The 17,719-nt window shown below is 61.1% G+C and carries 15 protein-coding genes; 4 read left to right on the forward strand and 11 right to left on the reverse strand.

The genetic code is table 11. The annotated features are described in order from the left end of the window. Positions 1-44: 44 nt before the first annotated feature. The 4 genes from FY550_RS15000 to FY550_RS15015 all read right to left on the reverse strand — a co-directional run bounded on the left by FY550_RS15000 (position 45) and on the right by FY550_RS15015 (position 4,594). Complete coding sequence (locus tag FY550_RS15000; protein WP_070979534.1) at positions 45-1,148, reverse strand: ABC transporter permease; 1,104 nt, start codon at positions 1,146-1,148, stop codon at positions 45-47. A 26-nt stretch (positions 1,149-1,174) separates the two neighbouring features. After that, complete coding sequence (locus tag FY550_RS15005) at positions 1,175-2,728, reverse strand: sugar ABC transporter ATP-binding protein (protein WP_199287815.1); 1,554 nt, start codon at positions 2,726-2,728, stop codon at positions 1,175-1,177. A gap of 17 nt (positions 2,729-2,745) precedes the next feature. Continuing rightward, positions 2,746-3,399, reverse strand: coding sequence for a DUF2291 family protein (locus tag FY550_RS15010; RefSeq protein ID WP_070979540.1), 654 nt, complete (start codon positions 3,397-3,399; stop codon positions 2,746-2,748). A gap of 79 nt (positions 3,400-3,478) precedes the next feature. Beyond that, positions 3,479-4,594, reverse strand: coding sequence for an MDR/zinc-dependent alcohol dehydrogenase-like family protein (locus FY550_RS15015; RefSeq protein WP_149054637.1), 1,116 nt, complete (start codon positions 4,592-4,594; stop codon positions 3,479-3,481). A gap of 365 nt (positions 4,595-4,959) precedes the next feature. On the opposite strand from FY550_RS15015, the gene FY550_RS15020 reads away from it, so the two are divergent. Continuing rightward, on the forward strand, positions 4,960-5,622 hold the full coding sequence (locus FY550_RS15020) for a GntR family transcriptional regulator (RefSeq protein ID WP_070979554.1): 663 nt from the start codon (positions 4,960-4,962) through the stop codon (positions 5,620-5,622). Positions 5,623-5,677: 55 nt separating this feature from the next. Here FY550_RS15020 and FY550_RS15025 read toward each other — a convergent pair whose 3' ends face one another. The 7 genes from FY550_RS15025 to rpiB all read right to left on the reverse strand — a co-directional run bounded on the left by FY550_RS15025 (position 5,678) and on the right by rpiB (position 12,473). Then, positions 5,678-6,436: an SDR family NAD(P)-dependent oxidoreductase gene (locus tag FY550_RS15025; protein WP_070979556.1), complete on the reverse strand. Its 759-nt coding sequence runs from the start codon at positions 6,434-6,436 to the stop codon at positions 5,678-5,680. Between the two features lie 13 nt (positions 6,437-6,449). After that, positions 6,450-7,331: a sugar phosphate isomerase/epimerase family protein gene (locus tag FY550_RS15030; protein ID WP_084388168.1), complete on the reverse strand. Its 882-nt coding sequence runs from the start codon at positions 7,329-7,331 to the stop codon at positions 6,450-6,452. Between the two features lie 101 nt (positions 7,332-7,432). Beyond that, complete coding sequence (locus tag FY550_RS15035) at positions 7,433-8,692, reverse strand: TRAP transporter large permease (protein ID WP_070979558.1); 1,260 nt, start codon at positions 8,690-8,692, stop codon at positions 7,433-7,435. Further along, complete coding sequence (locus FY550_RS15040; RefSeq protein WP_070979561.1) at positions 8,689-9,258, reverse strand: TRAP transporter small permease; 570 nt, start codon at positions 9,256-9,258, stop codon at positions 8,689-8,691. Before FY550_RS15040 ends, FY550_RS15035 begins: the two co-directional genes overlap by 4 nt. 68 nt (positions 9,259-9,326) lie before the next feature. Further along, complete coding sequence (locus FY550_RS15045) at positions 9,327-10,400, reverse strand: TRAP transporter substrate-binding protein (protein ID WP_084388170.1); 1,074 nt, start codon at positions 10,398-10,400, stop codon at positions 9,327-9,329. Between the two features lie 358 nt (positions 10,401-10,758). After that, the gene (locus FY550_RS15050; protein ID WP_070979563.1) at positions 10,759-11,733 is read right to left on the reverse strand and encodes a sugar-binding transcriptional regulator; all 975 of its coding nucleotides are present in this window, start codon (positions 11,731-11,733) and stop codon (positions 10,759-10,761) included. Positions 11,734-11,990: 257 nt separating this feature from the next. After that, a complete protein-coding gene (gene rpiB, locus FY550_RS15055) occupies positions 11,991-12,473 on the reverse strand; it encodes a ribose 5-phosphate isomerase B (RefSeq protein WP_070979589.1) in 483 nt (160 codons plus the stop codon). Between the two features lie 438 nt (positions 12,474-12,911). On the opposite strand from rpiB, the gene FY550_RS15060 reads away from it, so the two are divergent. The 3 genes from FY550_RS15060 (at position 12,912) to tkt (ending at position 17,626) form a co-directional block, all read left to right on the forward strand. Further along, positions 12,912-14,648 (forward strand): dihydroxyacetone kinase family protein, encoded by a 1,737-nt coding sequence (locus tag FY550_RS15060; protein ID WP_070979566.1) that lies wholly within the window; start codon positions 12,912-12,914, stop codon positions 14,646-14,648. Between the two features lie 36 nt (positions 14,649-14,684). Further along, complete coding sequence (locus tag FY550_RS15065) at positions 14,685-15,452, forward strand: triose-phosphate isomerase family protein (RefSeq protein ID WP_070979568.1); 768 nt, start codon at positions 14,685-14,687, stop codon at positions 15,450-15,452. 179 nt (positions 15,453-15,631) lie between these two features. After that, positions 15,632-17,626, forward strand: a complete 1,995-nt coding sequence (gene tkt, locus FY550_RS15070; RefSeq protein WP_070979570.1) for a transketolase — start codon at positions 15,632-15,634, stop codon at positions 17,624-17,626. The last annotated feature ends 93 nt before the right edge of the window (positions 17,627-17,719 follow it).

A 17,719-nucleotide genomic window follows, 5' to 3' on the forward strand; every position in this document is an offset into this window, starting at 1 on the left:
AGTGCCGGCAGGCCGGCCCGGTCCTTTCCACAACGGGGGAGCGTTCAGCCCGCCGCCCCCGATTGCGGAGAAGCCTTTTTATCGCCGGAAGCGGGTTTGGCACTCTTCTTCCGACCACGGTACTGAATGCTGTTGAGCAGCACGGCGAGCACGATTACCGAGCCCATGAAAACGGTCTGCCAGTAGGACGATACGCCGATAATGACCAGCCCATCGGAGAGAAAGCCGATCACGAAGGCGCCCAGCAGCGTGCCGCGCACGTTACCCCGACCACCGGTCAGCGCCGCGCCGCCGATGACCACACCGGCAATGGCAGTCAGCTCATAGGTCGTACCGGCTGTCGGCCCGGCCGAGGTCAGCTGCGAAGAGAGCACCAGACCGGCGATGGCGGCGCAGATCCCCGACAGCACATAGACCGATACCTGCACTCGCTTGACCGGTACCCCGGAGAGCTCTGCCGCCCGCGAATTGCCCCCCGTGGAGTAGATCCAGCGACCGAAGGGGGTGCGATTGAGCATGAAGAGCAGAATGATCGCGACCGCAGCGAAGATCAGCACCCCGACGGGGACGCCGAACAGACGATTGAAACCGAGCCAGTCGAAGCCGGTATTGCCCAGTTCCGGGCTGCCACCGAGATTGTTGTAGGTCAGACCATTGGTCATCAGCAACGCTGCGCCACGCGCGACATAAAGCATACCGAGTGTGGCCACGAACGCCGGCACCTTGAACCAGGCAATGAGGATGCCGTTGATCGCCCCGACAAAGGCCCCCAGCGCACAGGTCAGGATGACCACTGCCCACACGGGGAAGTAGAGCGTCACGCCGGCAGACTCCAGCGTCACACCCTGCATCAGAAAGCCGGCGACCATGCCGGACAGGCCCAGCGTCGACCCTACCGAAAGATCGATCCCTCCGGTCAGGATGACCAGCAGCATCCCCAGCGACAGCAAGCCGAAGATGGCCACGTGGGAGGACATGGTCAGCAGATTGTTGGTTGAAAAATAAACAGGCGACAGGATCGAGAAAATAATGATGATGGCAATCAGGGCGAAAAAGGCGCGCCCTTCGAGCAACATGCGGCCCAGATCGAAATTGCCGCGCCCTTTGCGCGACTGCTCTCCGGAAGCGGTCTGACTGCTGTCGGACATGATGAAAACCCCGCTGTACAGTTTGATCAGGCGACCACGGCTTCGCCGGAGGCGGCCATGATTTCTTCTCTGGTAACGTCGGCGCCGAATTCCGCCGCAATGCGCCCGCGACTCATGACGATCACCCGGTGGGCCACGCTCAGACACTCGGCAAGCTCGGAGGTCGAAAACACCACCGCCAATCCGTTGGAGGCCCCCTCACTGAGCAGACGGAACACCTCGGCCTTGGCGCCGATATCGATGCCGCGACTGGGTTCGTCGAGCAGCACCACCCGGGGATGAGTCGCCATCATCTTGCCGATGACCACCTTTTGCTGATTACCGCCGGAGAGCGACCCGATGGCAGCTTCCGGACCGTCGGTCTTGATATGCACATTGCGAATGGACTCGTGTACCACGCTCTGCTCACGTCGATGCGACGTCGTGAACCAGCGGGTGAAAGCGCCAATACTGGCCAGCGACAGGTTCCGGCCTACCGACATGGTCTGCACCAGGCCATCCCGCTGACGATCTTCCGGTACCAGCACCAGCCCGCGTGCGATGCGTTCGGCGATGCTCAGCTGCGAGACATCCTCGCCTTCGAGCATCACCCGGCCCCCACTCATGTGAACGCGGCCGGCGGCACATTCGAGCAGTTCGGTACGACCGGCCCCCATCAGGCCATAGATGCAGACAATCTCACCGGCACGCACCTGAAGTGACAGGTGGTCCACCACAGAGCGCTCGGGCACCGCCACATCGGCTACCGAGATATCCTCCAGTGACAGGGCAACCTCTCCCATCTGATGGCCGGTCGGCGGCGAGCCGAGATCGAAGTTTTCACCTACCATGTGGCGCACAATCCACTCGAGATCGATCTCGGAGCGGCGACCATGGGCCGTCATCGCACCATCCCGCAGCACCACGGCGTAATCGGTGATCGTGAGCGCCTCTTCGAGATGGTGGGAGATGTAAACAATTGATACGCCGCGACTTTTCAGGTCGCGAATAACCCGGAACAGCACCTCGACCTCGGAGGCAGAGAGCGCCGATGTCGGCTCATCCATGATCAGAATGCGCGAATTGACCGAGAGCGCCCGCGCGATCTCGACGATCTGCTGCTGGCCCAGACGCAGATCCTCGACCGGTGTCAGCGGATCGATCGGCTCATCCAGCTCCTCCATCAGCGCCTTCGTCTGACGGGCTTCCTCGGCGTAATCCACGCCTCCCGGCCCACCCAGCTCGCGCCCCATGAAAATGTTGTCACGCACACTCAGGTTGGGCGCGAGGCTCAACTCCTGGTGAATGATCGAAATGCCGTGGCGCTGTGCATCGACGGTCGAGGAGAAGCTCACCGGGCGACCATCGAGGATGATCTCACCCGAAGAGGGCTGGATGACCCCCGAGAGGATCTTCATCAATGTCGACTTGCCGGCACCGTTTTCACCGAACAGGGTCGTGACCCGCCCCTTGTGGATATCGAAGTTGACGGTTTTCAGCGCCTGCACGCTGCCAAAGGACTTGGCGATGTGACGCGCTGACAGCACGATCTCGTCGGGTGCATCATCGTCGACCGGCCGATTCATGGGTTGCTCGTTCATCGTGGACTCCGTGCGACTCATTGCACTTCCAACCTGACCGGGGTAACGAGCCAGTTCTTCGGATTGATGAGCTGGAACACACCGACGACCGAGACCGTCTTGCCGCTCAGGTTGTCGGTATCCACATCCGCCAGAACCTGTTTCTTCATCGCATCATTAATGGCCGCACCAGCGTTCTGATATTCGATCTGATTGGTGAACTGACCAAAGTCGATATCTCCGGTCGCATCACGCAGCGCCGTGCCATTGATGGCCGGCCCGGTCTGTACCCGGATCGTCAGTTCCTGGGGCACACCCTCGACATTCACCGTATAGATGCCGGACTTGCCCTCCCCGACCTCGCCGGTAAAACGTACCGGCAGAATCGGGCCGATGCCGCCGGGAACGCCATACTGCTCACCAGCGGCATTCCTGTCCTCGGCAAGCGCTTCCGAGAGTTTTTCGGCCGGCACGGCACGTTTTTCGACGTTGTCACGAATAAGGGGGAATTGTTCCGCCCCGTACTGCTCGGGCGAGAACTGATCGCTCTGTGATGATTCCGAACCGATCGGAACGACAGTGACATCCATCGCCATGGCAATCGCCACAACGATAGCCACACCGGCGGCGATCAGCGGTCCACGCTTTCGACGCAGCCTGCCGGCAGATCTGGTAGCAGTTTGCGAGCTCATGTAAGGCACTCTCCTGAAGCGAAGCCAATGACTGAAGATCTTCCCGGGGCCACCGCGCACCCTGGCGGCGGCACGCCGCTTACGGAATCAGCACGATCTTCAGTGACTTCGATCCACTCTTCATCAGCTCGAACCCCTCTTCGAACTGTGACAGCGGCAGCTTGTGGGTCACCACGCCTTCGGTCGGGAAGCTGCCGTCGCTGATACCGTTGATCACCAGCGGATAGCAGTACGGCCCCAGGTGCGAGCCCAGCAGGTCGAGTTCCTTGCGATCGGAGATGATGCTCCAGTCGACGCTGACCGGATCCTTGAACACGCTGAACTCCACAAATCGTCCCAGCTTGCGGATCATGGAGAGCCCCTGCTCCACGGACTTCGGATGCCCGGTCGCCTCGATGTAGACGTCACAGCCATAGCCCTCGGTCATCTCCTTGATGATCGAGACCACATCATCGCGCCCGGGATTAAGCGTCAGGTCGGCTCCGAATTTCCGGGCCAGCTCGAGTCGCTCGTCAAAGAGATCCAGTACGACCAGCTTCTCGGCACCCGCCTTTTTCGCCGCCCCGACCATACCGAGCCCCAGGGTGCCGGCCCCGGAGAGCACCACCACATCGCCCAGCTCGATCCGCGCGCGCTGCACGGCATGCAGCGAGCAGGCGTAGGGTTCGATCAGAATCGCCTTCTCCAGCGGCAGATCCTCGGGCACGTGGTAGTTGATCGCCTCCTTCGTGAACTTCATGTACTCGGCCATGCCGCCGTTGACATTGTTCTGGAAGCCGTAAAGATCGTGCTTTTCGCACATCCAGTACTGCCCGCGGTTACAGAAGCGGCAGTTCCAGCACGGCACAATCTGCTCGGAAATCACGCGATCACCGGGTTTGTAGTCCGTTACCGCATCGCCAACCCTGACCACATGGCCGATGAATTCATGCCCGGGGATCATCGGTGCCTTGATATAGGGCGGTTGATACTCATCCCCCCAGAAGCTGGGGGCGCCATCGAAGGACTTGATATCCCCGGCACAGATACCGCATCCCTCGACCCGCACCAGAATCTCGTGGTCGTTTTCCAGTTCGGGCACCGGCACTTCTTCATAGCGATAATCACCGGGGCCATAAGCCACCACCGCATGCATGACCTTTGGCAGTTCACCCTGCTCGCCACGGGTAGAAGTAGAGGAAACGGTATCGGTCATGGCAGTCTCCGTAAGCTGTGTAATCATTTGATCCAATAATGTGCAAATGAAATAACCTGATTACCGCCCTGACTTCAATTGGAGAGAGCCCCTGCAACACTAAGACTTTAGAGTAACTTTTGTTAACTTTATGTTTTGAAAAATTTTTATTGCCTTATACCAAAGTCTTGCAAGACTAAAGTCATCGTCTTTGCCTTGCCCATCTGCCCCACCAATCAGAGAAAGAATGCCCGGGGCATATGTTCAACATATACACATTTGATCATTCTACTGAGCCATCCGATGATTCATTTGTTGACAGTTCACATCAGGCGCACTTTCATCGAATGCATTATTCCCGGCCGGATCAATCAGGGGACCGGACCATGATCAGAAACCTTCAGCGCACGACCCTGCGCGATCAGTGCCTGAACGCCCTGCGTTCAGCCATCACTTCCGGCCAGCTGCCTACCGGGCACCATCTGGTCGAAACCGAACTTGCCGAAGCCTTCGGCGTCAGTCGTGGCACCCTGCGTGAGGCCATGCGCCGTCTCGAACAGGAGGGGCTGCTGGTGGCCGGCTCACGCGGACAGCTCAGCGTACGTCACATCGAAGAGTCGGAGATTCGCGACATTTACCGGGTGCGAGCCGCTCTGGAAGCGCTGGCCGCCCGCACCCTGTGCGAACAGCCCGATCGTGACGAGCGTATTGCCACGCTCGAAGCACATGTCAGGCGGATGCACGAGGTTCAGGATAATCTGATCGAGCAGATCGAAACCGACCTGAATTTTCACCGCGCGTTATGCGAACTCAGTGGCAATCAGGCCCTGTTGACCACCTGGCTGACGCTGGAAGGCCCCATACGGATCTCGATCATGCATGCCGGGCTGGAGCACGCCCTGCACAACATGGCCGCCGATCGCCATGACCTGATTGTGTGCACTCTGGCGGAGAACGATGCAGCCCATATCGAGCAGGTGCTGGTGGAACACATGGATGAAGCGGCCAGGCGTCTGATGACGGCACTGGAACAGCGCGCGGAGGGGTAGGCAGGCGCCGCCGGCAACCTGCCGGCGGCAGTCAACATTACACCTGGACCAATGATCAGTACATGTGCATACCGCCATTGATATCCAGCACGGCACCGGTGGTATAGGAAGAGAGATCCGAGGCCAGAAACAGAAAGCCCTTTGCCACATCCTGGGCATCACCCAATCGATTCAGCGGAATGCCGGTCAGGATCTGTGTTTTCATCTCGTCGGTGAGCTTGCCGCCGGTAATATCGGTCTGGATCAGACCGGGCGTGACCGAGTTGATGCGGATATTGTACTGCCCGTATTCCCGCGCCATGGCCTTGGCCAGCCCCAGCATGCCCGCCTTGGCGGCGCTGTAGTGCGGACCGCCGAAAATGCCGCCACCCCGCTGGGCGGAGACCGAAGAGGTGTTGACGATGGCACCGCCGCGCTGTTCCGCCATGTGTGGCAGCACGCTCTGTGACATGTAGAGCATACCGCGCAGGCTGACATCAGTGACCTGTTCGTAGTTTTCCGGGGAAATCTCCAGAGTCTTCAAAGGCTGAGTAATGCCAGCGTTATTGATCAGGACATCAACGCGGCCGTAACGCTCCATGACGGCTTTGACGGCAGTTTCACAGGAGGCCTTGTCGGTCACATCACAGGCCACTCCCATGGTCCGCTCGGCGGCGATTTCGGCCGCCGCTTCACGGCTCTTCTCCTCGTCCAGATCGGCGATAACCACCGTGGCACCATGCTGATGGAAGAGTCTGGCGGTGGCCTTGCCAATGCCTCGCGGGCCAGCCCCGCCGGTAATGATGCACACCTTGTTGTCGAGCAGCTGGGTCATGCTGATTTCTCCATCAGAGAGATTGAAGGCCCGGGTAGTGCGCCCGGAGCCACTGCAGTGAATCGGTCACGCCCTGTTCGATGGTCTCGAGCGCCAGGGGCGCGCTGCCTTTCCAGGGCTGAGCGTGACTGTCACGCCTCAGTCGAAAAGGCAGTTCCAGGCTGAAGGGCAGGCGTCGTTTTGCAATCGCGGCGAGAATCGGGACGTAATCGATATCGCCCTGCCCCATGGGGGCAAAGCGATAGCCCTCCGTATCACGGTGCACGGCCTTGAGATGAAAGTGATCGCTCAGAGCCACGGCTTCGAGCGCATCCTCGACCGGCTCAAGCGCCGGCCGGTGGGAGACCAGATTGCCGGGGTCGTAATTGATGCCGAAGACCGCCCGGTCAAGCCGCTCCAGCACCGCGGGCAGATCAGCGGCCCGATCGAGCAGGTTGTCGCTCCCATCGCCGGGGTTCTCCAGACAGACCCGCACGCCGGCCTCGCGGGCCAGATCGGCCATGGCGTCGGCATTGGCGAAAAAGCGGTCACTGCCGGCTCGGCTGGCGGCATTGGTAATCAGATAGTCAGCACCCAGCTCGGCGGCAAAGCGCACCCGCACGGCGAAACTTTCCAGCGCCCCGGGCTCCCCCAGGTCGATATGCGCCGACAGGACCCGGCAGTGCTGACCATGGCGTGCCATCTCATGGCGCAGTTCCCGGGCCAGCGCGGTATTCAGATCGCTGTCAGTAAATTCGTTGACATATCCCCGGATATAAGCGATTTCCACGCCAGTAATGCCCAGGCGCGCCATCGACGCCAGGGCTTCCGGCAGTTCGTAGCCATCCCAGGCGGCGGTACTGACCGACAGACCGAGGGCTTCTGCCAGCTTCGCGTTGCTTGTCTGCGGCGCCACGTCCTCTCCCCCGTGTGATCTGAACCTTGCGGATTTGTGTTGACTGTTAACATCGTATTCGGGCACAGCGATTCTCCTGGGCTGCCGCACGGCAGGCGCCCTCAGGCGCCCACAATCAGGGCCGGTACATAACTGACCATCAGCAGAACAATGATCGCGAAGATATAAAACGGCACCAGAGCTCGCGCCGTCTCCTCGATCCGGACCCCTGCGATCGACGACGAGATGAACAGTGTTGTCCCCACCGGGGGCGTGAACAGCCCGATCGACAGATTCAGCACCATCAGAATACCCAGCTGAATCAGGCTCATGTCGATCGCCTGCGCCAGCGGCATCAGGATCGGCGCCAGCAGCAGAATGGCCGGGGTCATGTCGATGACCGCGCCGACCACCAGCATCAGCAGGTTCATGAACACGATGATCAGCACATCCGGCAGCCCCATGGCGTTAATGGTATCCACCAGCCGGGAGGGCAGCTGATCCACGGTCATGATCCAGCCGAGCACCGAGGAGGCCATGATCAGCAGCATGACGGCCCCGGTGGCACGGCCGGCACTCAGAATCGATCCCAACACGCCGCGCCAGGAAAGATCGCGATAGCACAGTCGCACGATCAGGGCATAGAACACGGCCACTACACTGATTTCGGTCGGCGTCGCTACCCCACCGATCAGGGCGCCGAGAATGATGACCGGCATGAAAAGCGCCGGCAGCGAGCTCAGGAATCCCCGCACCACGGCTGCCAGTGAAAAGCTCTGTTCGGTGCGAGGAAAGTCGTTGCGCCGGGCGATCAGATAGACCGCCGCCAGACTGGCGATGCCGAAGATCAGCCCCGGGATGAGCCCCGCCAGGAAGAGCGCGCCCACCGAGACCTGAGAGACACTGGAGTAGATGATCAATGGAATCGAGGGCGGAATGATGACGCCGATCACGGAGCTGGCGGCATTGACCGCCGAGGCAAAGGGCGCCGGATAACCCTCGCGCTTCTGCCACGGAATCAGTACCGATCCCAATGCCGAGGCGTCGGCCACGGCCGAGCCCGAAACGCCGGCGAACAGCATCGAGGTCACCACGCTGACCTGGCCCAGTGCCCCGCGCACCCGCCCGACCAGCAGGCTGGCGAAATGGATGATGCGCTGGCCGAGCACCCCCGAAATCAGCAGCTCGCCAGCCAGAATGAAAAACGGTATCGCCAGCAGCAGTGAGCTCTGGGTAGCATCGAACAGCCGCTGAGCCACGATCGACAGCGGATACTGTCCGCTGACGAGAATGCCGGCGCTGCTGGCGGCCATCAGGGCATACCCGATCGGTAACGCCAGTGCCAACAGCAGCAGAAAGACAGGGAGCGCCAGCAGCGTCATGAGTCGTTCTCCTCTGTCGGGATAACAAGGCAGCCTGCTGCAACCGCCACCAGCTCAAGCAGCGCGATCATCATCACCCCGGCGGCGCCCAGCGGCAGGCTGTAGAAGGCCCAGCTGGCTGGCCAGCCCAGCACCGGAGAGCTCTGGTATTGCATGAACATCAAAAGCGACTGCGACTGGTAGATCAGCATGCCCATCAGGCCGATCACCAGCATCTGCATCAGCACAGCCACCCCTTTGGCCACGCCGGTCGGCAGGCGACGCACGAAGAAGTCCACCCCCAGATGCTGCTGACGAGCGGCAGCCATGACCACACCCCCCATGACCAGCCACGGGAACAGGATGACAGGCAGCTCATTGCCCCAGGCCAGCGATCCGGCGAGAAAGTAGCGCACGATCACCCCGGCCATCAGCGTGGTGCCGATGACGACCGTGGTGACCACGACCACGAGACTGCCGAGCAGATAGAACAGTTCACGGCCTCGCTTCAGCACTCGTGACAATGCCTGCAGACGTTGTTCGTGCTGGCTGCTACCGCTTTTGTCATGCATCACGTCATGCGCCATGTCTCTCCCTCCGCGAGCCGAATCCGGATATCTTCCTCGCGGGCCCGGCGGAGCCGGGCCCAGTACCATCAGGAGTGATCATCGCGACGACTGTCAGCAGTGCTCTGATTGGCGTCCTGAGCAGCTTTCTGCGCTCGGTTCACAATGCCACCCAGTTTTTCCTGCCAGGTGTCGTAAACCGGCCGGGTCGCCTTGCGAAAGGCCTCGGTATCGACCGTATTGACCTTCATGGCGCCGTTCTCGCGGATCTTCTTCAGCAGCTCATCGGTCTGGTCGAGCAGAGTCTGACGCTGGAAAGCGGTGGTCTCACGGGCAGCTTTCGCCAATGCCTGACGATTCTCTTCCGAGAGACGCTGCCAGGTGGGCAAACCGATCACTACGGGCGTGGTTTCGTAGCGGTAATCGGAAAGGGATAGATACTTCTGCACCTCATCCAGGTGGCTGGACATGATGTTGACGACCGGATTCTCCTGACCATCCACCGTGCCCTGCTTGAGCGCCACATACAGCTCGCCGAAGGCCATTGGCGTGGGATTGGCACCCAGCGTGCGCAGCGTATCGATGGTCACGGCGTCCTGCGAGGTGCGCATCTTGAGCCCTTCGAGATCCCCGGGTGCCTGGATCGGTCGCACGTTGTTGGTGAACTGACGCATGCCATTGCTCCACCACGCCAGCACCTTCAGCCCACGCTGTTCGGCCTGTTCTTTTACCTCATCCCCGATCGGGCCATCAGCCACCTGCCAGGCCGCCTGTGGCGAATCGAACAGAAACGGCAGGCCAAACACGTTGGCTTTGGGCACGATGGTGGCCAGCGCCCCCTGGCTGTTGGCTGTCAGGCCAATGGCACCGCTCTGCACCTGTTGCAGCATCTGGACATCCGACCCCAGTTGCTCGGCGCCCTGGATACGCAACTCGAGATCACCATTGCTGTACTTGTCGACCAGCTCGGCCATTCGTTCAGCCGCCAGCGAGCGCGGATTGCCTTCCGCCGCCCCATGGCCGAACACCAGTGTCTGCCCAGCCTGGGCACCGCTCGCCAATACGCCCAGACTCAGGCCTACTGCCAGTGCCACGCCCTTGCGCAACCTTCCCGACCCGATATCGGCTACCGCGGCGCTATCCGTAAGAAATGCCTGCTTCATGACTGCCCCCTGGATCGTTGTCGTTCGGGCCGGGTTCCATGGCTTCCATACCCGTCCCCGAGTGCCCGAACAGCAATACCCGGGTTCATTGTTAACAGTCAACCGAGATAACTAACCGACTTTTGTCTAACGCCTCATGTTGCTGATAAAAAAGGCGTATTCGGTGCCTCGGGGAATCGAATAAGACCAAAGCAGAACGCTGTATTGCGGCTCTACATGACCGGCAATCGTACGCAATGGCAGAGGGCATCATGCGCGCATGAGAGCGGCTGGCATGATTGAACATCGGCCCGGCACCGGCGCCCTGATAACCGGCTGGCAGCTCAGGGCGCTACAAGGTGAGGGAAAGGCAGGGGGCTCAGCCGGGGCGGGAGGCCTCATCCAGATGCAGGATGGTATGGGCATTGGTGGCGCTGGTGGCCAGCACATCGATCACGCCAGTGCGCAGCGCCCCGAGGATACCAGCGGCCTTGGTGCTCTCGCTGGCAATCGCAATGACTTCAGGGATACGCGCCAGATCAGGAATGGTCAGCCCGATGACCCGGCTCTGCATGGGGGTTTGCGAAGGCTGTCCGTTCAGGTCAATGAAGTCATACCCCATCATGTCGCCAACGGTACCCGATAGCCGCGCCTCGGCGATCTCCTGGGGAGAGAACCAGCCCATACGCACCATATTGCTGTCCTCGGACAGATCGCCGACTCCGATCATGGCGATATCGGCTCGCCGTGCCCGATCCAGTGTCTGGCGTACTGTCGGATTGGCCAGCATGGCATCGCGCAACTCGGCGTTGGCAACCATGGCCGGTGCATAGAGGGTTTCACTCTCGCCGCCGAAACGGGCTGCCAGCCGCCGACAGATATGATCCGGATTCATGTATTCACCGGCACGCAGCGAGCCACCGATGGCGCAAATGAAGGAGCAGCGTCGGGTCCGCTGGGTGAACACGTTATCTGCCACGGTGCCGACATTGCGCCCCATGCCGACGGCCACCAGCGTGCCATCATCGAGGGTACGTGACAGATGATCCGCTACCAGGCTACAGACCTCATGACGCTGGCGATCGGGATCGGAGTGGTCGAGCGCAATCAGCGCTCGACGGATACCAAAGCGCTCGACCAGCGCCTGCTCGATCTCGGTAGAGACCGAAGGATGCTGACGCACCCTGACATCCACAATGCCTTCACTCTGGGCCCGCTTGAGCAGTCGCCCGACCTTGACGCGGGAGAGCCCCAACCGGCCTGCAATCGTCTCCTGGGTCTCGCCCTCGATGTAATACAGCGAGGCGATTTCGGTCATCAGGGCGATATCCGGATCGGTGCTGCGCTCTGTCATTGCCGAACCACTCCCGGCTGCCAGCCACCCTGTCGGCGACTTCTCCCGCCCTTCATGACCACCTGTCGCGGGCACCCACCATCTATTGTATTCATGGCCCCTGCCTGTTGTTTCACGAACTCAAGTCAAGGCGGAGCGAGCGCTCCGTCAAGGTCTACCATGTTGCCATGCCCATGGGCGATGGCCCATGAAAAACGGCGCCCTCCATCGGAGTGCGCCGCTATCCTTTACGCCCGACGTTTTAACCGGACGCGTCCTCAGGCGCCAGAGGTGGACGAACCGTGCTCCTGCTCGAACTCCCGGATGCGATCCACCTTGGCCTGGGAGCCACCGCCCTGGAATTCGCTGGTGAGGAACGAAGTGACAATCGACTTCGCCAGTTCGACACCGATCACCCGCGCTCCCATGGTCACGATCTGGGCATCGTTACTCTTGCGCGCCCGCTCGGCCGAATAGGTGTCATGCGCCTGCGCAGCTCGAATACCCGGCACCTTGTTGGCCGAAATGGCCACGCCGATACCCGTGCCACAGCACAGAATGCCCCGGTCTACCTTACCCTCATTGATCGACTGCGCCACCTTGAAGGCGATGTCCGGATACAGCACCGGTTCGGCATCATAAGTACCGAAATCCTCGACCTCATGACCCAGCGACTTAACATGCTCGATCAGTGCCTGCTTCATGTCATAGGCGGCCTCGTCACAGCCGAGCGCCACGCGATACTTCTTCTCTTCCGCCATCTCTGCTTCCTCCTGAAAGGGGAATACATCCATAAACGACCACTTTCATGATACGCCGGATCGATCATTTGAACAAAGGCAACTCAAATGATCCTTAGGTATACCCCTTGACAGTCAGCATATTCGGATAGCCGCTCGGACACTCCCGAAAGCCGCCACACACGGCACAATGCCAGACGCTACCATCCATGAACTTCGTTTTGACAACACCATATGCCACTAAAGTCGGATGCTTTTCGAGGTCATCCAGACGCTACCATGACGAAAAGAAGCACCTTTCAAATGAACAGACAAGGATCATATTTTCATCGGCTCTGACACGATGATGCTCGCCGATGTCGCACAATGACTGCCGTCCGGCTGATGCCGCTCGGGTCTGGTGCATGATCCGTATCACTCACCCTGTAAATTCCCGCGGCATCAGGAGGCCCTTCCGCCATGACTCGCCTGTTCAACGATCCCGCTGCATTCGTCGATGAGGCCACGGAGGGATTCGTGGCCGCCCACCCCGGACGCGTGCGTCAGGTCCCGGGTGGCGTAATCCGTAGCACGAAGAGCGAACCCGACACGGTTGCCGTGGTTATCGGTGGCGGTTCGGGTCACTACCCGGCCTTTGCCGGACTGGTTGGCCAGGGGCTCGCTCATGGCGCTGCCATGGGCAATCTGTTCGCCTCACCCTCCGCCCAGCAGATCTACTCGGTGGCCAAGGCAGCCAATAACGGTGCCGGGGTACTGCTGAGTTACGGCAACTACGCCGGCGACGTACTGCACTTCGGTCAGGCGCGGGATCGGTTGGTCAGCGAAGGCATCCCCTGCGAAATGGTCAAGGTGATCGATGACGTCTCCAGCGCCAGCCTCGAGGAGATTCGCAAGCGTCGCGGTATCGCCGGCGACCTGACGGTCTTCAAGATCGCCTCTGCGGCTGCCGAGGCCGGTTACTCGCTCGAGGAAGTCGTCCGCGTTGCCGAGGCTGCCAACCTGCGAACCCGCTCCTTTGGCGTCGCCTTCGATGGCTGCACGCTCCCGGGCGCCGATGATGCCCTCTTCCACGTACCGGAAGGCAAGATGGCAGTGGGACTGGGCATTCACGGTGAGCCAGGCATCAGCGAGCAGGAAGTACCGAGCGCCGATGAGCTGGCCGAACTGCTGGTGGCCCGGTTGCTCGAAGAGCTGCCGGAAGGCGTCAGCCAGGCCAATGGCGCGCGTGCCAGCGTGCTGCTCAACGGCCTGGGCACGATCAAGTACGAAGAGCTGTTCGTCGTCTATCGCCGGGTCAATCGACTGCTGGAAGAAGCCGGTGTAGTCATTGTCGAACCGGAAGTCGGCGAACTGGTCACCAGTCTCGACATGGCGGGTGCGTCGCTGACCCTGTTCTGGCTTGATGAGGAACTGGAACGCTTCTGGCAGGCGCCTGCTGATGCCCCCGCCTATCGCAAGGGCAGTGTCGCCGAGGTGGAACAGATCGACGCGGCCGAACTCGACATCCCCGATCCCGATGCCATTCCTCCGGCTTCCGAGGAGTCGCGTCAGTCTGCACGCTGCATCATGGAAGCTCTCGAAGCGACCCGCAAAATCATTGGCGAAAATGCCGAGGAACTCGGTCGCATTGATGCCGTGGCCGGTGACGGCGACCATGGTATTGGCATGGAACGCGGGTCGCGTGCTGCCGAGGAAACGGCACGGGATGCCCTCGAGCGTGGTGCCGGTGCCGGGACGCTGCTGCGCATGGCCGGCGATGCCTGGGCCGATCGCGCCGGTGGCACATCGGGGGCCATCTGGGGCGCTGCCCTCAACGCGCTGGCCGCGACCATCGGTGACGAAAAGGCACCTGATGCCGAGACCATCGCCAACGGTGTCGAGAAGGCGCGCGACAACATCATGCATTTCGGCAAGGCCCAGGTCGGCGACAAGACCCTGATCGATGTGCTGGTCCCCTTCAGCGATGCGCTGACCGAACAGGTCAATCGCCAGGCCTCCCTGAGCGACGCCTGGGGCACCGCTGCCGAACGCGCCGAGGAAGCCGCCCAGGCGACAGCAGACCTGACGCCGAAGATCGGCCGCGCCCGCCCGCTGGCCGAAAAGAGCGTGGGAACCCCGGATGCCGGCGCCATTTCGCTGGCAATGATCGTGCAAGCCGTCCACGCTGTCATCAGTAACAACGCCAACGGTGGGTAATACCCGAGTGCACGCACTGACAGGGAGTGAACGCTGATGACGCCGGCACCACCATGTCTCGGTACCAGTCTGAAAATGTACTTCGGCTATCACGAGACACTGGCCTGGTGTCGGGCCATAGCCGATATGGCCCGGCATCATCCGCTCGTGACCGACGGGGGCGTGGAACTCTTCGTACTGCCCAGCTTCCCGTTACTGGCACCGGTACTGGAGATATTCCGTGATACCGGCGTCGGGGTTGGCGCCCAGAACCTGCACTGGCAGGACAGTGGCGCCTTTACCGGCGAAGTCAGTGGCGCGCTGTTGGCCGAGATGGGTTGCCAATACGTCGAGGTCGGCCACGCCGAGCGGCGGCGCCTGTTCGGTGAGGACGAAGAAGTTGTCACCGCCAAGACCACGGCGGCAGCCCGTAATGGCCTCATACCGATACTGTGCATCGGCGAGGCCGAACGCGGCCCATCCGATCAGGCCGCCGATGAGTGCATCCGGCAGGTGGAAGCGGCCATGTCCGGCATGAGTCGCTCACAGTGCGAACGTGGTCTGATCGTGGCTTATGAACCTCACTGGGCCATCGGTGCCAGTGAACCGGCTTCGACAGCCCATATCGGCGAAGTCTGTGCCCGATTGCGGCAACATCTGGCCGCCTGGCCGGCAACCCGGGTGATCTACGGCGGTAGCGCCGGGCCCGGCCTGCTGACCCGGCTGAGTGGTCAGCTCGATGGACTTTTCCTGGGGCGCTTTGTCCACGATCCGGCGGCCTTTGCCCGCCTGCTCGACGAGGCAGCGGCACTCAACCAGCGCTGATCCTGTTGCCAGACCGATCGATCCGACCATCGGGGGGCGACAGCAGGCCATCAGAACGCTACTCTTGGTGGCAGCGGAATACGATAATGTAGCGTGCCTACAGAAGGCGTTCTGTCAGGATGCCTTCAAAGGCGCCTTAATCGTTCATCAACACTTCGACCGAAGGAGCCTGAACCCTCATGCCATCTCGTCGTCATCTTGCCAACGCGATTCGAGCGCTCTCCATGGACGCCGTTCAGAAGGCCAACTCCGGCCATCCGGGCATGCCCATGGGGATGGCGGATATCGCCGAAGTGCTGTGGAACGATCATCTCAAGCACAATCCCAACAATCCCGACTGGGAAGATCGCGACCGCTTCATTCTTTCCAACGGCCATGGGTCGATGCTGCACTATTCGTTGCTGCATCTGACCGGCTACGACCTGCCGCTGGACGAACTCAAGAACTTCCGTCAGGTCGGCTCGAAGACCCCCGGTCATCCCGAGCACGGTTATACCCCGGGTATCGAAACCACGACCGGCCCACTGGGTCAGGGCCTGGCCAACGGTGTCGGCATGGCGATTGCCGAACGGACGCTGGCTGCCCAGTTCAATCGTGACGGTCATGAAATCATCAACCATCGCATCTGGGTCTTCGCCGGCGATGGCTGCATGATGGAAGGCATCAGCCACGAAGCCTGTTCGCTGGCCGGCCATCTGGGCCTGGGCAACATCACGGTCTTCTACGATGACAACGGCATCTCCATCGATGGCGAGGTCAAGGGCTGGTTCAGTGATGACACGGCGTCACGCTTTGAAGCCTATCACTGGCACGTCATTCGTGATGTCGACGGTCACGATGCCGAACAGGTCGATCGCGCCATTCGCGAAGCGAAGGAAGTGACCGACAAGCCGACCCTGATCATGTGCAAGACCGTGATCGGCTTCGGTTCGCCCAACAAGGCCGGCAAGGAAGAGAGCCACGGCGCTGCTCTCGGCGAGGAAGAAGTCGAAGCCGCGCGCAAGCAGCTCGGCTGGGAGCATCCGGCCTTTGAAATCCCGGATGACCTGTATGCTGCCTGGGATGCCCGCGAGAAAGGCGAGAAACTCGAAGCCGAATATCGCGAGAAGATGGCCGCCTACGAGAAGGAATATCCGGAGCTGGCCCAGGAGCTCAAGCGTCGCTACAGCGGTGAGCTGCCGGCCGACTTTGATGGCGATGCCCTGATCCAGCGCGCTCAGGAGAAGATGGAAACCACTGCCTCGCGCAAGGCCTCGCTTGGCGTGCTCAACGAGCTGGCGCCCAGCCTGCCCGAGCTGTTTGGTGGCAGTGCCGACCTGGCGCCCTCCAACCTGACCCTGTGGGAAGGCGCGAAGGCGATCAGCAAGGAGCATCACAACGGCAGCTACGTGCACTATGGGGTACGTGAGTTCGGCATGGGTGCGATCGCCAACGGCATCGCCACGCATGGCGGTTTCATCCCCTATGACGCCACCTTCCTGGTGTTCATGGAATACATGCACAATGCCGTGCGCATGTCGGCGCTGTCGCATACGCGCATCATCCACGTCTTCACCCACGACTCCATCGGTCTGGGCGAGGATGGTCCGACGCACCAGCCGGTTGAGCAGCTCTCCGACCTGCGTAACCTGCCCGGTCTGGCCACCTGGCGTCCGTGTGACGCGACCGAGACTGCCGCGTCCTGGGTGGAAGGCCTCAAGCGCGAAACCGGTCCGACTGCGCTGATCTTCTCGCGTCAGAATCTGCCGGCCCAGCAGCGTGACGAGGAGCAGGTGAAGAACATCCGTCGCGGCGGTTATATCCTGCGCGATTGCGACGGCCAGCCCGATCTGGTCATGATTGCCACCGGCTCCGAAGTGGATCTGGCCATGCAGGCCGCCGGCGAGCTTGAAGGCAAGGGTCACAAGGTGCGCGTTGTCTCGATGCCCTGCACCAGCCAGTTCGACGAACAGGATCAGGGCTATCGTGACTCGGTGCTGCCGCCGACGGTACGCAAGCGGCTGGCGATCGAAGCCGCCATTCCGTCGACCTGGTACAAGTACGTGGGTCTCGATGGCGACGTCTTCGGCATGACCACCTATGGCGAATCCGGCAAGGGTCCGGACCTGTTCAAGCACTTCGGCTTCACCGTCGAGAAGGTGGTTGAGCGCGCCGAGCAGCTGATCAAGGCGTAACGATCACGCCAGGCTGCCGGCTTGCCCGGTAGCCAGCGTTCGCTTACAGCGCCTCAATGAAAGGCCCCGCCGGGAATCCGGCGGGGCCTTTTT

Origin of the sequence: Kushneria phosphatilytica (assembly GCF_008247605.1) — a bacterium.
GTDB classification, from domain to species: domain Bacteria; phylum Pseudomonadota; class Gammaproteobacteria; order Pseudomonadales; family Halomonadaceae; genus Kushneria; species Kushneria phosphatilytica.